Origin of the sequence: Phytohabitans kaempferiae (assembly GCF_042433955.1) — a bacterium.
Classification (GTDB): Bacteria; Actinomycetota; Actinomycetes; order Mycobacteriales; family Micromonosporaceae; genus Phytohabitans; species Phytohabitans kaempferiae.
This window is the reverse complement of sequence record NZ_JBHLUH010000077.1, coordinates 175,876-192,316: the sequence shown is the minus strand read 5'-3', so window position 1 is coordinate 192,316 and position 16,441 is coordinate 175,876. Positions and strand designations below refer to the sequence as shown.

At 71.4% G+C, this 16,441-nt stretch carries 17 protein-coding genes; 9 read left to right on the top strand and 8 right to left on the bottom strand.

Annotation, left to right across the window (positions count from 1 at the left end; all coding sequences use genetic code 11):
* Nucleotides 1-822 (top strand): Cof-type HAD-IIB family hydrolase, encoded by an 822-nt coding sequence (locus ACFFIA_RS35630; protein WP_377260009.1) that lies wholly within the window; start codon nt 1-3, stop codon nt 820-822.
* On the top strand, nt 822-1,634 hold the full coding sequence (locus ACFFIA_RS35625) for an HAD family hydrolase (protein ID WP_377260005.1): 813 nt from the start codon (nt 822-824) through the stop codon (nt 1,632-1,634). Before ACFFIA_RS35630 ends, ACFFIA_RS35625 begins: the two co-directional genes overlap by 1 nt.
* Nucleotides 1,635-1,657: 23 nt before the next feature.
* On the opposite strand, the gene ACFFIA_RS35620 is transcribed toward ACFFIA_RS35625, so the two are convergent.
* On the bottom strand, nt 1,658-2,245 hold the full coding sequence (locus tag ACFFIA_RS35620; protein WP_377260002.1) for a bacterial proteasome activator family protein: 588 nt from the start codon (nt 2,243-2,245) through the stop codon (nt 1,658-1,660).
* A gap of 75 nt (nt 2,246-2,320) precedes the next feature.
* On the opposite strand from ACFFIA_RS35620, the gene ACFFIA_RS35615 reads away from it, so the two are divergent.
* Nucleotides 2,321-3,091, top strand: a complete 771-nt coding sequence (locus tag ACFFIA_RS35615; RefSeq protein ID WP_377259999.1) for an alpha/beta hydrolase family protein — start codon at nt 2,321-2,323, stop codon at nt 3,089-3,091.
* Between the two features lie 142 nt (nt 3,092-3,233).
* Nucleotides 3,234-4,427, top strand: a complete 1,194-nt coding sequence (locus ACFFIA_RS35610) for an ABC transporter substrate-binding protein (protein ID WP_377259996.1) — start codon at nt 3,234-3,236, stop codon at nt 4,425-4,427.
* A 116-nt stretch (nt 4,428-4,543) separates the two neighbouring features.
* Here the strand turns inward: ACFFIA_RS35610 and ddaH are convergent, their stop codons facing one another.
* The gene (gene ddaH, locus ACFFIA_RS35605) at nt 4,544-5,368 is read right to left on the bottom strand and encodes a dimethylargininase (RefSeq protein WP_377259993.1); all 825 of its coding nucleotides are present in this window, start codon (nt 5,366-5,368) and stop codon (nt 4,544-4,546) included.
* Nucleotides 5,369-5,434: 66 nt separating this feature from the next.
* Between ddaH and ACFFIA_RS35600 the strand changes: the two genes are divergently transcribed.
* The 3 genes from ACFFIA_RS35600 (at nt 5,435) to ACFFIA_RS35590 (ending at nt 8,383) form a co-directional block, all read left to right on the top strand.
* On the top strand, nt 5,435-5,893 hold the full coding sequence (locus ACFFIA_RS35600) for an Lrp/AsnC family transcriptional regulator (RefSeq protein ID WP_377259990.1): 459 nt from the start codon (nt 5,435-5,437) through the stop codon (nt 5,891-5,893).
* Nucleotides 5,894-5,971: 78 nt separating this feature from the next.
* Nucleotides 5,972-7,921, top strand: coding sequence for a beta-propeller domain-containing protein (locus tag ACFFIA_RS35595; RefSeq protein WP_377259987.1), 1,950 nt, complete (start codon nt 5,972-5,974; stop codon nt 7,919-7,921).
* Nucleotides 7,922-8,047: 126 nt separating this feature from the next.
* On the top strand, nt 8,048-8,383 hold the full coding sequence (locus ACFFIA_RS35590; RefSeq protein ID WP_377259984.1) for a DUF6082 family protein: 336 nt from the start codon (nt 8,048-8,050) through the stop codon (nt 8,381-8,383).
* A gap of 212 nt (nt 8,384-8,595) precedes the next feature.
* Here the strand turns inward: ACFFIA_RS35590 and ACFFIA_RS35585 are convergent, their stop codons facing one another.
* On the bottom strand, nt 8,596-8,826 hold the full coding sequence (locus tag ACFFIA_RS35585; protein ID WP_377259981.1) for a DUF397 domain-containing protein: 231 nt from the start codon (nt 8,824-8,826) through the stop codon (nt 8,596-8,598).
* Nucleotides 8,827-8,944: 118 nt separating this feature from the next.
* Nucleotides 8,945-10,027 carry a T3SS (YopN, CesT) and YbjN peptide-binding chaperone 1 gene (locus ACFFIA_RS35580; RefSeq protein ID WP_377259978.1) on the bottom strand — a complete coding sequence of 361 codons (1,083 nt, stop codon included), beginning with the start codon at nt 10,025-10,027 and terminating at the stop codon, nt 8,945-8,947.
* Nucleotides 10,028-10,119: 92 nt separating this feature from the next.
* Between ACFFIA_RS35580 and ACFFIA_RS35575 the strand changes: the two genes are divergently transcribed.
* A complete protein-coding gene (locus tag ACFFIA_RS35575; RefSeq protein WP_377259975.1) occupies nt 10,120-12,390 on the top strand; it encodes an FdhF/YdeP family oxidoreductase in 2,271 nt (756 codons plus the stop codon).
* Between the two features lie 237 nt (nt 12,391-12,627).
* Here ACFFIA_RS35575 and ACFFIA_RS35570 read toward each other — a convergent pair whose 3' ends face one another.
* Nucleotides 12,628-12,858 carry a DUF6457 domain-containing protein gene (locus ACFFIA_RS35570; protein ID WP_377259972.1) on the bottom strand — a complete coding sequence of 77 codons (231 nt, stop codon included), beginning with the start codon at nt 12,856-12,858 and terminating at the stop codon, nt 12,628-12,630.
* Nucleotides 12,855-13,577, bottom strand: a complete 723-nt coding sequence (gene mobA / locus ACFFIA_RS35565) for a molybdenum cofactor guanylyltransferase (RefSeq protein WP_377260299.1) — start codon at nt 13,575-13,577, stop codon at nt 12,855-12,857. Before mobA ends, ACFFIA_RS35570 begins: the two co-directional genes overlap by 4 nt.
* 196 nt (nt 13,578-13,773) lie before the next feature.
* Here mobA and fdhD point away from each other — a divergent pair, with 196 nt between their 5' ends.
* On the top strand, nt 13,774-14,616 hold the full coding sequence (fdhD, locus tag ACFFIA_RS35560; protein ID WP_377259969.1) for a formate dehydrogenase accessory sulfurtransferase FdhD: 843 nt from the start codon (nt 13,774-13,776) through the stop codon (nt 14,614-14,616).
* 139 nt (nt 14,617-14,755) lie between these two features.
* On the opposite strand, the gene ACFFIA_RS35555 is transcribed toward fdhD, so the two are convergent.
* Both ACFFIA_RS35555 and ACFFIA_RS35550 read right to left on the bottom strand, forming a co-directional pair.
* Entirely contained in the window at nt 14,756-15,802 is a 1,047-nt protein-coding gene (locus ACFFIA_RS35555) for a DUF4192 domain-containing protein (RefSeq protein WP_377259966.1), read from the bottom strand.
* Between the two features lie 91 nt (nt 15,803-15,893).
* Entirely contained in the window at nt 15,894-16,400 is a 507-nt protein-coding gene (locus ACFFIA_RS35550) for a GNAT family N-acetyltransferase (RefSeq protein ID WP_377259963.1), read from the bottom strand.
* Nucleotides 16,401-16,441 lie beyond the last annotated feature (41 nt).

Below are 16,441 nucleotides of genomic sequence, written 5' to 3'. Positions count from 1 at the left end.
ATGCCCCGCCCGGGACTGCCGAAGCTGATCGCCACCGACCTCGACGGCACGTTGGTGCGCAGCGATGACACCGTGTCCGAGTTCACGCATCAGGTGCTCGACCGCGTGCGCTCGGCCGGCATCCCGATCGTCGGCGCGACCGGCCGTGGCCCCCGGCTGGCCGAACTCACCCGCAACGACATCCGGACGGCCGACTACCTGGTAATGGCCGGCGGCGGGCGGGTCATCGACCAGACCGACCCGGCTGGTCCGGTGATCCTGCGGGACGAGCGGCTCTCCGGTGCCGTGCTGGCCGAGCTCATCGCCGAGCTGGAGGCGCTGGTCGGGCCGCTGACCGTGATGGTGGAGGCGCTCGACGGCCCGGACGCGCCGCTGTGGGGCGACTTCGACCCGAGCTGGCGCTACCCCGAGTGGTTCGAGGAGCGGGCCCGCGCCGACTGCCTGACCGGCGACGTGATCAAGGCGTTCGCCCGTACCGCCGACCGCGACGTCGACACTCTGCTCGCCACCGCCCAGAAGGTCGTACCGGCCCACCTGGCGACGGTGACCCAGGCCGGTCTCGGCTTCGTGGAGATCTGCCCGCCCGGCGTCGACAAGGCGACCGGCCTGGCGGTGGTGGCCGACCTGCTCGGCGTCGACCCGGCCGAGGTGCTGGTCTTCGGCGACATGCCCAACGACATCCCGATGTTCGAGTGGGCCGGCTGGGGCCGGGTCGCGGTCTCCAACGCCCACCCCACCGTGCGCCTCCTCGCCGACGAGGTGACCTTGCGCAACGACGACGACGGCGTAGCGGTCTACCTCGATCGGCTACTGTCGCGCTGATGGGAGACTTGCCTCGCCTCGTCGCCACCGATCTCGACGGCACACTGGTGCGGCAGGACCGTTCGCTCAGCGCCCGCACCGCCGGGGTCCTGGCCCAGATCGCCGCGCGGGGCACGGTGGTCGTGCTGGTCACCGGCCGTCCGGTGCGGTGGCTCAGCCAGGTGTACGGCCAGCTCCACGAGCCCGTGCCGGCGGTCTGTGCCAACGGCGCTGTCGTCTACGACCCCGAGGCCGACCAGATCCTGCGCGCCGACCCGCTCGCCCCCGAGCTGCTCGCCGAGGTGACCCGGCGGCTGCGGGCCGAGGTACCCGGCGCGGTCTTCGCCGTCGAGGTGGAAGACGGGCGTGAGCTGCGCCACGACGCCGAGTGGCCGGTGCTGTGGGAGGCGGGCGACCCCTCGATCCGCGCGCTCGCGACGCCGGAGGAGGTGGCCTCGGTGCCGGCGGTGAAGCTGCTCGTCCGCGCCGGCCGGCGCGACCCGGACGTCTTCGTGCAGGTCGTCGCCGCGGCGCTGGGCGGGCTGGCCGAGGCGACCCACTCGTCGCACTCCGGGCTCATCGAGATCTCCGCGGCCGGTGTCACCAAGGCGGCCGGGCTCGCGTGGTTTTGCGAGCAGCACGGCATCGAGCCGGCCGACGTGGTGGCCTTTGGCGACATGCCCAACGACGTGCCGATGCTGACCTGGGCCGGCCGAGCCGTCGCGGTGGCCAACGCGCACCCCGCGGTACGCGAGATCGCCGACGACGTCACGCTCTCCAACGACGAGGACGGCGTGGCGGCGTACCTCGAAAAGCTCTTCGATCTGCCCTGACGCCTCGAAGGTCCGGACAGACCTCAGAGGTACTGGCCGGTGCGGCCCGAACCGTCCTGCTGCTGAGGCTGCTGGCCGGGCATGCCGGGCATCAGCCCACCGGGCACAGCCGGGAGGGCGGGACGACCGCCGCCGCCGCGCATCTGCTCGAGCTGGAGCCGGGCGGCCATCTGCTGGGCGACCAGCGCGGCCTGGATGCCGTGGAAAAGCCCTTCCAGCCAGCCGACCAGCTGCGCCTGGGCGACCCGCAGCTCTCCCTCGCTGGGCGTGGCCCCCTCTTCGAACGGCAGCGACAGCCGCTCCAGCTCCTCACGCAGCTCGGGGGCGAGGCCGTCTTCGAGCTCGGCGATCGAGCGCTTGTGGATCTCGCGGAGGCGGCTGCGGCTGGCCTCGTCGAGCGGCGCCGACTTCACCTCTTCCAGCAACTGCTTGATCATGCTGCCGATCCGCATGACCTTGGCCGGCTGCTCGATCAGGCGCGACGGGTCTTCGCCCTCGGCCTGCGCGTCCGTGTCGACGGTGCCGACCGGACGACCGTCCGGACCGACCACCACGACGGTGCCGGGGCCGGGCTGTTCCGGGGTACCAGGTGCTTCGGTCATGCCGTCCATCTTTGCGCAGTGGCCGTGGCCTGTGGGCACCGGTGGGGGCAACTGTGCTGCGAGGCGGCGGGATAGCGTCTGCCCATGTCCAGCGACCCTCGTGGCGTACTCCACCGCCAGACACCGCCGCCGGACGCCACGGTGCGATACGGCGACCATCCCGACCAGATCGCCGACGTGCGGCTGCCGCCCGCGGGCTCGCCGGCGCGCCCCCTGGTGATCGTGGTGCACGGTGGCTTCTGGCGGGCGGAGTGGGATCGGTCACACATCTCCCCGCTCGCCGCGGGCCTGGCCGCCAGCGGCTACCCGGTCGCCCAGCTCGAATACCGCCGCACCGGCCAGCCCGGCGGTGGCTGGCCGGGCACGTTCGCCGATGTGGTGGCGGGCGTGACCGCGATCCCCCAGTTGATGGGGTTCGGCTGGGCTCCGCCGGTCCTGCTGGGACATTCGGCGGGCGGGCACCTGGCGCTCTGGTACGGGCTGGCCGGCCCCGCGCCCGTGCGCGGCATCGTGGCGCTCGCGCCGGTCGCCGACCTGGCCGAGGCGCACCGGCTCGACCTCGACCGCGGGGCGGTGGCCGCGCTGCTCGGTGGCGGGCCGGCCGAGGTGCCCGACCGGTACGCCGAGGCCGACCCCTCCGCGCGCACTCCCCCGCCTGTACGGAGTGTGATCATCCACGGCTCGCGCGACCGGCACGTGCCGGTGGAGATCAGCCGCAAGTACGCCGCGACGACCCGAGCCGACGGCGGTGATGTCGCACTGATCGAACTACCCGAAGTGGAGCATTTCGCCCTTATCGACCCTCAGTCAAGCGCTTGGCCGGCAGTCAAGAACGCGCTGCAATCGATGCACTGAAGATCAGGCTGAGACCTCCGACGGCGACGATGAGACGTCGGGCACGGCTCAGTTTGAAAAAGATTCATTGACGCAGCGTCGCGAAGCAGGTAGACAGCCGGTTGGGCCGCGATCCGGCCCCCGACCTCGGGAAAGGGTGACCGTGCCCCAGATAGACCGCCGGCAGGCGCTGAAACTCTTCGCGGCGCTCGGCGCGGCCGGGTTCGCTGCCGCGTGCGCCTCGGACGATGGTGCCGACACCGAACCGGAGACCAGCGACGTTCCGGTGCGAATCGGGCTCATCGCGCCACAGACCGGCCCACTGAAGGCGATCGGCGACGACCTCGTCAACGGCTTCCGGCTCTTCCTCCAGCTCAACCAGGACCGGCTCGGCGGGCACCCCGTGCAGCTGGTGACGGCCGACGAGGGCGCCGACGCCAAGTCCGCGAAGGCCGCCGTCGACTCGCTCCTCGGGCAGGGCGTGCTCGCGCTCACCGGCGTGGCAAACTCCGCCGCGCTCACCGGCATCCGCGACACGGTCGAAAACGCCACCGTGCCCCTCATCGCCGCCAACGGCGTCCCCGAAAGCCTCAAGGGCGTCCTCTACATCTGGTCCGACTCGTTCGTCGACAGCGACCCCAGCCAGGCGCTCGCCGGCTACCTGACCGGCGTGGTGCCGAGCAGCGACAAGCTGGCCGTGATCGCGCCGACCGGGCAGACCGGTCAGGACGCGGTGGACATGTTTCGGCGGACCTTCGGCGGCACCGACGCGCGGCTCACCGCGACGATCTGGACGCCGCCCACCATCACCCCGGGCAAGGACTTTTTCCAGACCTCCCTCGCCGAGCTGCGCTCCAGCGGCGCCGACGTGGTGTACGCGTTCTACACAGGCCCGGCCGCGGTCGAGTTCGTGAAGCAATTCCGGGCCGAGGGGATCGACGCGACCATCTACGCGCCGGGCGGCTTCACCGAGGGCAGCGCGATCAACGACCTGGGCGACGAGGCGCAGGGCATCTTCACCGCCATGAACTACTCGGCCGACCTCAACAACGCCGCCAACCGCCTCTTCTCGACGGCGTACCAGCGCGAGCACGACCTGCTGCCCTCGGCGTCCGCGATGGCGTCCTACGACGCGGCGCAGGTGCTCGACCGGGCGATCCGGCTGTGCGACGGGCGTCCGACCCCGCAGCAGGTCAACCTGATGCTCGGCCGGGTCGGGCAGATCGACAGCCCGCGTGGCGCGTGGCAGTTCAACCAGCCGCGCACGCCGCAGCAGAGGTGGTACCTGCGAGAGGTGCGCCACGACGGCCGAGTGCTCTCCAACGTGCTGCTGACCGAGCTGGCGACGCTCGGCTGAGCGGGCCACGGCCTCTGGCAGCGCGGGCGCCCGGTCGCGTCCGCGCGTAGCCGGGGCCTTGGGCGCGCGTCGGCGGTGCGGGCGGGCGCTGGGCGCGGCTCAGGTGGCCCTCGGCCTCACGGACGCAGCTCGGCCACACAGCACTTGACGCTGCCGCCGCCCTTCTTCAGCTCGGAGAGCTCCACCAGCACGGCGGTGTAGCCGGCCGCCTCGACCTTGCGCGCCATCCCGGTGGCCTCGCTGTTGAGTACGACGTTGCGGCCGTCGCTGACCAGGTTGAGCCCGAACGCGTACGCATCCGCCTCGTCCGCCAGCACCGCGTGCGGGAAGAGCTGGCGCAGCACGCGCTGGGACGCCACCGAGAAGGCGCCCGGATAGTAGGTGACATTGCCGTCGTCGAGCGCGGCCAGCGCGGTGTCGAGGTGGTAGAAGCGCGGATCGACCAGGCGCAGCGAGACCGTGGGGCGGCCGAGCACGTCCTGCGCCTCGGCGTGGGCCGCCGGCTCGGTGCGGAAGCCGTAGCCGGCCAGGATCAGGCCGCCGTGTGCCCGGGGCAGGTAGGCGAAGTCGCCCTCGCCCTCGTTGGTCTGCGTGGGCGCGCGGAAGTCCCAGCCGCCCGCCTCGTAGAAGGCCCGGTGGGCGGCCGCCTCGGCGGTGCGCTGCGCGTACTTGAAGCGGGCCCCGTAGGCGACGCCGTCGACGGTGAAGGCGCCGTTGGCCGCGTACACCATGTCGGGCAGGTGGGGCTCCGGCGCGAGCACGTGCACCTTGTGCCCCAGACCGGTCAGCGTCTCGCGCAGCCGCTCCCACTGCTTGACGGCCAGCTCGGCGTCGACCGGTGTGGCGGTGTCCATCCACGGATTGATCGCGTACGCCACCTCGTAGTGCTCAGGCGGGCACATGAGATATGTCCGGTTTCGCGGAATACGGTGCTGACTCACGCACACAGAGTAGGTACGCTGCACGCACAGTAACAGCCGGAACTCTTGCGTCGGAGAGGTCAAACGTTGCAGATCGACGACGTAGACCAGCGAATCATTGCGTCTCTGGTTGCCGATGCCCGCAGTTCGTATTCGGAGATCGGCGCCCGTGTCTCCCTCTCCGCGCCAGCCGTCAAGCGGCGGGTCGACCGGCTCCGTGCCGCGGGCGTGATCCGGGGATTCACGGCCGTCATCGACCCGGCCGCGGTCGGCTGGACCACCGAGGCGTTCGTCGAGCTCTTCTGCGCCGGGCGCACCACGCCGGCCCAGATCGCGGTCGCGGTGCGGCGGCTTCCGGAGGTGGTCGGCGCGTACACGGTCTCCGGCGAGGCGGACGCACTCGTGCACCTCCGGGCGGCCGACATCGCGCACCTGGAGGACGCGCTCGAACGGCTGCGCGCACAGCCCTTCGTCACCTCGACCCGCAGCACGATCGTGCTCTCCCGGCTGGTCGACTCGCCGACCGTGGTGGCCGCGCCCACATAGACCGGGCGTGTCCGGGCATGCCCCTGGCCATCCTCATTCCGTGGGAACGGCTCCCGGGAACGCGGCGTCAAAGCTCGCATGACACCGAGACTCGCCGTCGCCGCGGGCGTGCCGATCACTCTCCTGGTCGCCCTCGCCGGTTGCACGTCGTCGCCCGAGCCGCCGAGCGCGCCGCCGGTGCGCGACCCGGTGGTGCTGGCCGGACAGGTCCGGCTCGTCGCCTTCGACTCCTGCGCCGACGGCCTGTCCCTGCTGAAGAAGGCCGCCAAGGAGCACGTCGGGCCATGGGGTCTCGGCGGCGACGGCATGCCGTTCGCCGCCGAGGGAGGTGCCCGGGCCGCCGCCGGCGCGGCCGACACCGCCGGCGGCTCCAGTGCCCGCGAGAAGGCGCCCAACTACTCGGGTACCAACACGCACGAGGCCGGCGTCGACGAGCCCGACCTGGTCAAGACCGACGGCCAGCGCATCGTGACGGTGCAGCGGGGCGTGGTGCGGGTCGTCGACGCCGGCTCCCGCAAGCTCACCGGCAAGCTCGACCTGGCGACCGGCGGTCAGGACGACCCGGTCCGCTGGAGCGACAGCAGCCTGCTGCTGCACGGCGACCGCGCCCTGGTGCTGATCCGGGGCGACGGCTGGCACGGCCGTGCCGAGATCGCCCGCCCGGTCTCCGGTCGTGGTGCGAGCGCGCGGCTGCTGCTGCTCGACATCTCCGGCGCGCCCAAGAAGATCAGCGAGTACGAGATCGACGGCAACCTCGTGGACGCCCGCCAGATCGGCGGCACCGCCCGGGTCGTGATCCGCTCGTCGCCGCGCCTCGAGTTTCCATACCGTGAGGACGGCACCGACAAGCAGCGCATCGCCGCCAACCAGCGGATCATCGACAAGGCGACCGCCGACGACTGGTTCCCCCGATACACGGTCACGACCGGCGGCACCACCTCCAAGGGCCTGGTTGGCTGCGAGCGCTTCTCCCGCCCGGCCACGTACTCCGGCACCTCGATGGTCACCGTGCTCAGCTTCGGACTCGGGGCGAGCAGCCTCGGGGACGGCGACCCGGTCGGCGTGGTGGCCGACGGAGACACCGTCTACAGCAACGGATCCAGCCTGTACGTGGCCAACGACCAGCGCTGGCGGGTCATGCCCTGGCTCCAGCGGAGCAACGGCGAGCCCAAGCCCGAAGACGAGATCACCGAGATCTACCGCTTCGACATCTCCCAGGCCGGCCGCCCGGCGTACGTCGGCGCCGGCTCGGTGCGCGGCTGGCTGATCAACCAGTACGCGATGTCCGAATGGGACGGTCACCTCCGCGTCGCCACCACCAGCGGCCGCACCTGGGGCGACGCGCCCAAGTCCAGCTCCACCGTGTACGTACTGCGGCTGGCGGGAAACGCCCTCCCCGAGGCTGGCAAGGTGACCGGGCTGGGCAAGGGCGAGCGCATCTACGCCGTACGCTTCACCGGCACCACCGGCTACGTCGTGACGTTCCGCCAGACCGACCCGCTGTACACAGTGGACCTCACCGACCCGGCCAAGCCCCGAGTGGCGGGCGAGCTGAAGATCACGGGCTACTCCGCGTACCTGCACCCCGCCGAGCCGGGCCGCGTGATCGGCGTCGGGCAGGAGGCCTCCGACCAGGGCCGCGTACAGGGCACGCAGATCTCCCTCTTCGACGTGTCCAACCTGGACACTCCGGCGCGGCTGGCCCAGCACCACGTGAAGTCCGGGCACTCCGAGGCCGAGTACGACCCGCACGCCTTCCTCTACTGGCCCGAGGACCGGCTGCTGGTGATGCCGCTGTCGGTGTGGGACCAGGGCAAGGGCGGCAACAGCGCGCTGGTGCTGCGGATCGGCGACAGCACGATCTCCGAGGTGGGCGCCGTCTCACACGAGGCCAGCCAGCCGGAGCTCGGGATGATCCGCCGTTCCCTGGTCATCGGCGACGACCTGTGGACGCTCTCGGAGAGCGGATTGAAGGCCACGAACATGTCGACATTGGACACACAAGCATGGCTCACCTGGAGCAACTGATGGCACCGATCGGTGACGAGTACGGTTTCCCGTCGTCCGTTCGCCGCGAACGGTCCATCGGCGATGGTGACCATCGCGTCCATGGCCGACGATGGGCACATGCCTCGGAGTACGTCACGCGGGCGGATGGTGCTGATCGTCGCGACGGCTGTGGTCGCACCGGCAATCATCACGGCAACGGTCGTATGGCTGGCCCCGACAGATGACGAGAGCACCGATCAGCTAGCCAAGCTGAGCGCCATCGGCGAAGCATTCGGGACCGTTTCCGCCGCACTGTCGGCGGTCGCGTTGATCGGCATCGCCACCTCGTTGTACTTCCAGATGCAGCAGACACGCGTGGCCCGGATCGAAGCGTCCCGCACCATGCGGATGCAACTGCTCCAGTTCGCGCTGGGGAAGCCCCGCTACCTCGCCCCGCGACACCTTTTCGTCGGACGGACGCCGGTTCGCCCGCCTCGTTGATGATGTCTACACCGAAGTGATCGCGACGCCACGTCCGCCGCCCGCAGCGCCTGATACTGGCGTTCCAGTGTCAGCCAGGACACCGCCCGCACCGACATCGCCTCACCGGGCAGTCGGTGTGGCCATAGCTGTCGGCGTCTCGGTTGGTGTGGTGTGGCACGCGATCGGCGCCAGGCTTCAAGCCCGCCAAAAGACCGGCGATCGCAGGCGGATCAGCGAACGAAAAGACCGTTCTTGACCGCGGTGATAAACGCCCGGTAGGCATCTGGCGCCACGACCAGGCTCGGCTGGTCCGGAAAGGTGCTGTCCCGGATCAGGACGTCTTCACCGAGTGAGACCTCGACACAGTTGGCGTGTTCGCAGTAAGTCGAGCGCAACCACATCGGCCGGCTGGCACCGTGCTCCTGATCGGGCGCAGCGTCGCTCAGCTCGAAGGTGGCCATAGTCCCTCGCTCGTCAATAGGTAACTCGTCAATAGGTAACAGAATCTCGGCGCCGCGATGGACGTGGCCGAGATGTGCCTTCTACAGCGCAGGAGATTACATCACACCGACGAATGGATCACAGGTACATGCCGGTGCGGTGGTCTTCGCCTGGGTCGCGGTGGACGGGCTTGTCGCCCTCGCCGAAGAAGCGCTTCCCGCCGAACTCGCCGTGCAGCCGGTCGTCCAGTTCGTCGGCCAGGCCGGTCATCACCTGCACCGCCAGCATCAGGTGGGTCGCCTGGAAGTTGCGGCCGAAGACCGGGATCGAGGCCCACACCGTGTCGTTGGTGCAGTAGAGGCGGCCGATCGGCATGCGGTTGGTGAGTTCGGAGAGCTTCACGTAGAGCTGCTCGGTGGGCTCGACCTCGGTGAGCACCGGCGAAAAGACGTCGACCAGCGGAGGGTTGTCGCGGACCCGCACGAAGACCATCGCCGAGCCGGCGCGGATGCCGATGTCGCCGTCGGAGTCGACCTGGAGTTGGTCGGGCGCGCTCTTCATCATCGCGGCGACCACCATGCGCACCTGCTCGTCGAGCGCGATGACCTCGTCGGACTCGGCACCACCGCGCACCACGCGCTCGGCGAGTGCGGCCTCGTCCTCGTCGAGAAGGGCCTCGGGGCGGGCGGTGCCCAGCGGGTCGACCGGGAGAGGCTGGTCTTGGTCGTCGTGCACCAGGAAGACCAGGAACGCGGGGTGCGGCGCCCCGTACACGTCGCGGAGCGTGCGCGACAGCGTGGTGGCGAGGCGGCTGGCCTCGGCGGTGGTGGAGCGGAGGCCGAAGTGCTCGCCCGAGCCCTCGACCACGCCGGGCGGTGACCATCCGAGCGCCACGAGGTCGGCGACCGCCGCCCGGTCCATCCGGAATCCGGGCGGGAGGCTCGCGTTGCCCACCGCGCGCGCGTTGATCCGGCCCTCTTCGGCGACGTCGACGCTCACCGAGTAGACGGCGTCGCCGGTGCCGGACGCGGTCGGGTCGAGCGTCAGCTCCACGTTGGCGCCGGAGGGCAGCTTGGCGAGCATGGCGGCCAGCGCGGTGGCGAACTCCCGCCACGCGTCGGTCACCTTCGAGCGCAGATCTGCCGTCGTGGGCTCGTCGAGCAGGATCGTCTCCTGGTGGTGCCCGCTGCCTTCGTCGGCCCTGTCGTGACCTGCGCTCATGATCGCCTCCGTCCGTCAGCCACACCCTACCGAGCGGTTCGCGCGCGAACTGACCACCGTTCATCCAACGGGTACGGGGTTATTGTGCAGCTATGGCGAAAGGGGCGCCGCGCGATGACGCCGGCGACCGCGACCTGCGGATCGGGGCACCGAAGCGCACAGCTGCGGGCATTCCGGGCGTGACTCACGCGCTGAGCGCGGGAGTAGCGCAGATGGGAGTGCGCCGCACCGCGCTCACGCTGCTGCGCGTCAACCAGCCCGGCGGCTTCGACTGTCCGGGGTGCGCGTGGCCCGAGCCGGGGCCGGGCGCGCGCTCGCACACCGAGTTCTGCGAAAACGGCGCCAAGGCGGTGGCCGAGGAGGCGACGCTGCGGCGGGTCACGCCAGAGTTCTTCGCCGCGCATCCGATTTCGGAGTTGGCCGAGCGTTCCGACCACTGGCTGGGACAGCAGGGGCGGCTCACCACGCCGATGGTGCGGCGGGCGGGCGCCGACCACTACACGCCCATATCGTGGGACGAAGCCTTCGCGCTCACCGCCGCCCACCTGCGGGACGCCGAGCCGGACGAAGCGGTCTTCTACACCTCGGGCCGCACCTCCAACGAGGCGGCCTTCCTCTACCAGCTGCTCGCGCGGGCGCACGGCACCAACAACATGCCCGACTGCTCCAACATGTGCCACGAGTCCTCCGGAGTCGCGCTCACCGGCACGATCGGCATCGGCAAGGGCTCGGTCACGCTCGACGACATCCACCGGGCCGAGCTGATCGTGGTCGTCGGGCAGAATCCGGGCACCAACCATCCCCGCATGCTCTCCGCGCTGGAGGAGGCCAAGCGCCGCGGCGCCAAGATCCTGGCCGTCAACCCGATGCCCGAGGCGGGGCTGATCCACTTCCGCAACCCGCAGAAGCCGCGCGGGCTGATGGGCAGGGGCACCTCGCTCGCCGACCGCTTCCTGCAGATCAAGGTAGGCGGCGATCAGGCGCTCTTCCGGGCGATCGCCGCGCTGCTGGTCGAGTGGGGCGCGGTGGACCAGTCCTTTGTAGACCGACACACAACTGGTTTCCAGGCGTATACCACCGCCCTCCGTACCCTCGATTGGGCAGACGTGGCGGCGGCGACCGGGCTGGCGCGCGAAGAGATCGTGGCGGCGGCGCGGATGTTCGCGTCGTCAGACGCGACGATCGTCTGTTGGGCGATGGGGCTGACCCAGCAGCGCGAGGCGGTGGCCACCATCCGCGAGGTGGTCAACGTGCAACTGATGCGCGGCATGCTCGGCAAGCCGGGCGCCGGCCTCTGCCCCGTGCGCGGCCACTCCAACGTCCAGGGCGACCGCACGATGGGCATTTGGCACGAGCCGCCGCCGTGGTCGGCCGCCGCAGGCGACCTGCTCGGCGTCTCCGTGCCGACCAGAATTGGGTACGACACGGTCGCTGCCCTCCGAGCGATGCGCGACGGACGCGTGCGGGTCTTCATGGCGCTGGGCGGCAACTTCGCCTCGGCCACGCCCGACACCGAGGTCACCGAGGCGGCGCTCCGCTCGTGCGCGCTGACGGTGCACGTGTCGACCAAGCTCAACCGCTCGCACGTCGTACCCGGCGAGACCAGCCTCATCCTCCCCTGTATCGGACGCACCGAGCGCGACCGGCAGGAGTCGGGCGAGCAGTTTGTCACCGTCGAAGACTCGATGTCGTCGGTGCACGCCTCCCGTGGCCGCCTCGCCCCCGCCTCGCCCGACCTGCTCTCCGAGGTCTCGATCGTGACCCGGCTGGCCCGCGCGCTGATGCCGGAGTCGCCGATCCCGTGGGCCGACTACGAGGCCGACTATCGCGCCATCCGGTCGGTGATCGCGGCGGTGGTGCCGGGCTTCGCCGACTTCGAGGCGCGGGTCGCCGACCCGGCCGGCTTCACGCTCCCCCACCCTCCCCGCGACCGGCTGGAGTTTCCGACCCCCAGCGGCAAGGCACACTTCACCGCCGGCCCACTGTCGGTGATCAAGGTGCCCGAGGGGCGGCTGCTGCTCCAGACCGTGCGCAGCCACGACCAGTACAACACCACGATCTACGGGATGGACGACCGCTACCGTGGCGTGAAGGCGGGCCGGCGCGTGGTCTTCGTCAACCCCGACGACCTGGTCGCGCTGGGCGTGGCCGACGGCAGCATGGTCGACCTGGTCTCCGAGTGGACCGACGGCGTGGAGCGGCGGGCGAAGAGCTTCCGCGTGGTGGCGTACCCCTCCGCGCGCGGCTGCGCCGCCACCTACTTCCCCGAGGCAAACGTGCTGGTGCCCCTCGACTCGACGGCGGAGGGCTCGAACACACCGACGTCGAAGCAGATCATCGTCCGCTTGGAGCCGGTGGGCTGAGGGTCGGTGATCCTCTGCTTCCAGGCCGTCGGTGGCCCTCGGACTGAGCCGCTGCGCTCAGCGCCGCGGGCCGCTGGTTGCCATCAGGCTGACGCGTCGCGTTCAGCTCGGCGGCCCTTCGCTGGCCCGCCCTCAAGCTAAGGCGCTGCGCTCAGCGCGGCGGCCGCCCGCTGGCCGCCCTCGGACTGAGGCGCTGCGCTCAGCCAGCCCGGTGAGGGCGGGGCACGCAGATCGCCATCAGGTTGAGGTGCTGCGCTCGGCCAGGGCGGTGAGGCGGGCGGCCGCGTCGGCTGGGTCGGCGCCCCGCCCCACGGCCACGCCCAGCAGGTAGGCGGAGACCGGCGCGCCCGGCCGGACCACGTTGTGCGCGACGTCGCGGGCGAGGTCGAGCACCAACTTGGTATTGGCGTCAGCCGGGTCGAGGCCCAGCTCGGCGCAGGCGGCCGCGGTCCACTCGTCCAGGGTCATCGGGCCCACTCCTCCGCTTGCCGCAGGTCGTCGTCGGTGTCGCAGTCGAACCAGGGGGGCGGGCCAGGCTCGCTCCAGGCCACCTCGCGCGCGTGCAGCCCGGCCAGGAGCGCGCGCATGGAGGCGCCCGCCAGCCCGCGCCCGCCCGCAGCCGCTTGGGAGCCGTGCGCCAGCCGATCGAACGCGGCGCGCAGCGGCGGCACACGCCACAGGCCACACAGCAACTGCCGCCGGCCAGCTCCGTCGACGTAGAGGACGCCGTCCACTGTGGATGAATCGAGGTGGCGGCGGAGTTGCGCGACGGCTGGTCGCGTGAGGAAGGGGAGGTCGGCGGCGAGGAGCGCGACACACTCGGTGTCGCGGGGGAGGAGGGCCACGCCAGCGGCCGCCGCGGCGACCGGTCCCTCCCCCGGCGGATCCTCGACGGTGGTGAGCACGTGGGCGGGTAATCCGTCGGACACTCGCCCGACGACCACGACCGGTGCGGCGTCGGCGACCGCGTCCAGCACGAGGTCGAGCATGCGGCGACCCGCGACTGGCAGGGACGGCTTGGCCGCGCCGCCCAGCCGCCGCCCGGCACCACCGGCCAGCATGATCGCCGCGAATCCCTGCACACCATGCGCGAACCCCTGCACACCATGACCGTAACCGCCCGCGGCGCCGAGTGGCCGCCATCGGCGAGGCGCGCGCTTCGGCGGCGTCGCGGGCGCCGGCCGCATGTAGGCGGTGTGCGCTGCCCTCGTCGCGCCTTGGCGGTGCGTTCGCCGGCCATTGAGCCCGACGAGCCGGCCGCGCAGCGTCATCGATCAGGATCGTGCCGCTGGCGGCCGCCGCCAGCGCGGCACCGGGAGCGAGCCCTGGCGGGTCGCCCCCGAACAGGTGGCACGAACGGGGAAGTCGGAGGAGATTGGGGGGATGGGCAGGGCAACGGACCGGCGGATGGTCCTCACGATCGACACGTCGGGGCGGGGGACCGTGGAGCGGCGGGACACTCTGGCCGCCGAGGAGCCGCTGGAGATCAGAGTGGGGCCGGCCGGGCCGGCGCGACGCCGCCCGCTCGCGGTGACGATGCGCACGCCCGGTGACGACCTCGACCTGGCGATCGGCTTTCTGCTCACCGAGGGCGTGATCCGGGAGGCCGCCGACGTGGTGACCGCCCAACTCTGCGCCGGCACCGACATGCCCAACACCTACAACGTCGTGGATGTGGTGCTCGCCGGCCACGTGCCGCCGCCAGAGACCGACCCGGCCCGTAACTTCTACACCACAAGCTCGTGCGGAGTGTGTGGCAAGGCGAGCATCGACGCGATCCGCACCCGCTCGCAGTTTGACGTCGCGGGCGACCCCGTCGAGGTGGAGGCCCGTGTGCTGGCCGCCCTGCCCGACCGGCTCCGCGCCGCCCAGCGCGTCTTCGAACGGACCGGCGGCCTGCACGCGGCGGGCCTCTTCACCGCGGCGGGCGAACTCGTGGCGCTCCGCGAGGACGTGGGCCGGCACAACGCGGTCGACAAGCTGATCGGCTGGGCGGTGCGGGAGCAGCGCCTGCCCCTGCGCGGGCACGTGCTGCTCGTCTCCGGGCGGGCGAGCTTTGAGCTGACCCAGAAGGCGTGGATGTCCGGGCTCCCCCTGCTCGCCGCCGTGTCGGCGCCCAGCACACTCGCCGGCGACCTGGCCGCCGAGGCGGGCATGACGCTCGTGGGCTTTCTGCGGGGCGAGACCATGAACGTCTACACCGGACAGCACCGGATCACGCCCTGATCGCGAGGGAGTTGGCGCGGCGGCGTCTGGACTGAGCGCCCCGCGGACGAAGTCGGGGTCCGGGGTCCCCGCGTAAACGTGGAGCGCAGCGGAGCGTTTTCGTGGGGTGGTCTTCGGGACGGCGAAGGAAGACGCCGCCTCAAAGCGCCGCACCACCGAGCGATCCATCAGGCAGGGCTCGGCGACGCGGGCGGCGGCTGCCGGCCCGGGCGTGCGCCGGCACCGGAAAGTCGTCCAGAGTGGACGGTGGGATGCCCCGGTGCAGCACGTCGTCGAGGAGGCGGGCCATCGAGTAGCCGGGGTCGGACCGCTTGGCCCGCTCCACCGCCGCGACCGCCAGCGCGCCCTGCCCACACCGCCAGGCCGCGAACGCGAGCAGGCACGCCGGCGCCGGCACCAGGTGGGACTCGACCCGGCGCAGCACGTCGATCCACAGCTCCAGGTGCCACTCCTCGGCGCCCACGCGCTCCCAGGCGTAGTCACGGATCGGCAGGTGCACGAGCAGCACCGTCAACCACGCCACCTCGTCGTCGGTCAACTGGCCGCCCTCGCGGTGGCGGCGCATCGACTCGCGCACCGCCGCGACGCCCAGCCGGCGCAGCAGGCGGCGGCCCAGCAGGTCGCCCGGGGGCGAGGTGACGAGCATGCCGGCGAGCCGCTCGGTGGCCCGATCGGTCGCCTGGCGCATCGCCTCGCGCATGCGCCCGCCGACCGGCTCGATCTGCCGCACGAGCGTGTCGCGGTCGGGGAGTGCCACCTGCCCCGCGTGTGTGGCGGCGGCGGCGATGGGGCTGGCCACCGCGTCGTAGGGCGTGCCGTCGGGCGGGCAGCAGCCGTCGCGGCCGCACGCGTAGGACCAGTAGCGCCCGCCGGCGACCCGCAGCACGTCGAGCACGCCGACCCCGTGCCGCTCCAGCGCCGCGCGGATCGCGGTGACCGGCTCGCGCGCCCGCTCGTCGGTGCCGTAGCCCACCACCGCGGCGGTGTCGACATCTTGCCGCATGACCACGGACGTCACGTATTCCACAAAGCCGGGCGGCTCGCCGAGGTCACCACGGGCGGCGAAGACCACCTGGCGGGCACGGAGCCCCACCACGACGACGCTGTCGCGCGGATGGAAGCCGAGCAGGAAGGGGATGGCGGCGATCAAATCGACCGGCGTGCGAAGGGCGAGCGGTGTGGTCATGCCGGGGAGCTTGGTGCCGCCCAGGGTGAGATCAGAAGGCCCTGTGGACGACACGCGGGTTATCCACAGGCACGCTCAGTAGTCGAGCAGGTCAGGACCTAAATCGAAGCTCGTGGATATCAATCTCCTGCCGCCCAGGCCGCTCCCGCTTCCCCAGATCGAGCGTGAGCCGCAGCGCGGAGAGCACGTCGTATCCCGCCCCGTGCAGGCTTCGGATCGCGTCCACGTCGCGCGACTCGGGAGAGATCGTCAGATAGGCCAGGCCCCGCCGCCGCGCCTCGTCGGCCACGTGGCCGAGCAGCGCCCGCCCGATGCCCTGGCCGCGGCGGGACTCGGTCACCACGACCGGCTCCACCTCGCCGGCCCGGCCCTTCATGATCAGGCCCACCAGCCCCACCACACCGTCTTCGCCGTGGTCGGCCACCCACATCCCGGAGAGGTCCAACCGGGTCAAATAGTCTTCGAACGCCGCACCGGGATCGGTCCCACCAAAGCCGGGGTCGTCGTAGAGTGCCCGGTGCCGCTCGGCCAACTCGACCCACAACCGCCGGCCGGCGCTGTGGTCGCCGGGCCGGTACGAACGGATCGTCACCGCCATGACGTCATGCTTACCCCTGTTGACCCGGTGGCGACACCCAC

Excerpts from the sequence above, each read along its gene's own strand:
- ACFFIA_RS35630 (WP_377260009.1), top strand. The coding sequence starts at position 1 with ATGCCCCGCCCGGGACTGCCGAAGCTGATCGCCACCGACCTCGACGGC.
- ACFFIA_RS35625 (WP_377260005.1), top strand. The coding sequence starts at position 822 with ATGGGAGACTTGCCTCGCCTCGTCGCCACCGATCTCGACGGCACACTG.
- ACFFIA_RS35620 (WP_377260002.1), bottom strand. The coding sequence starts at position 2,245 with ATGGACGGCATGACCGAAGCACCTGGTACCCCGGAACAGCCCGGCCCC.
- ACFFIA_RS35615 (WP_377259999.1), top strand. The coding sequence starts at position 2,321 with ATGTCCAGCGACCCTCGTGGCGTACTCCACCGCCAGACACCGCCGCCG.
- ACFFIA_RS35595 (WP_377259987.1), top strand. The coding sequence starts at position 5,972 with ATGACACCGAGACTCGCCGTCGCCGCGGGCGTGCCGATCACTCTCCTG.
- ACFFIA_RS35590 (WP_377259984.1), top strand. The coding sequence starts at position 8,048 with ATGGTGCTGATCGTCGCGACGGCTGTGGTCGCACCGGCAATCATCACG.
- ACFFIA_RS35585 (WP_377259981.1), bottom strand. The coding sequence starts at position 8,826 with ATGGCCACCTTCGAGCTGAGCGACGCTGCGCCCGATCAGGAGCACGGT.
- ACFFIA_RS35580 (WP_377259978.1), bottom strand. The coding sequence starts at position 10,027 with ATGAGCGCAGGTCACGACAGGGCCGACGAAGGCAGCGGGCACCACCAG.
- ACFFIA_RS35575 (WP_377259975.1), top strand. The coding sequence starts at position 10,120 with ATGGCGAAAGGGGCGCCGCGCGATGACGCCGGCGACCGCGACCTGCGG.
- ACFFIA_RS35570 (WP_377259972.1), bottom strand. The coding sequence starts at position 12,858 with ATGACCCTGGACGAGTGGACCGCGGCCGCCTGCGCCGAGCTGGGCCTC.
- mobA (WP_377260299.1), bottom strand. The coding sequence starts at position 13,577 with ATGCGGCCGGCGCCCGCGACGCCGCCGAAGCGCGCGCCTCGCCGATGG.
- fdhD (WP_377259969.1), top strand. The coding sequence starts at position 13,774 with ATGGGCAGGGCAACGGACCGGCGGATGGTCCTCACGATCGACACGTCG.
- ACFFIA_RS35555 (WP_377259966.1), bottom strand. The coding sequence starts at position 15,802 with ATGACCACACCGCTCGCCCTTCGCACGCCGGTCGATTTGATCGCCGCC.
- ACFFIA_RS35550 (WP_377259963.1), bottom strand. The coding sequence starts at position 16,400 with ATGGCGGTGACGATCCGTTCGTACCGGCCCGGCGACCACAGCGCCGGC.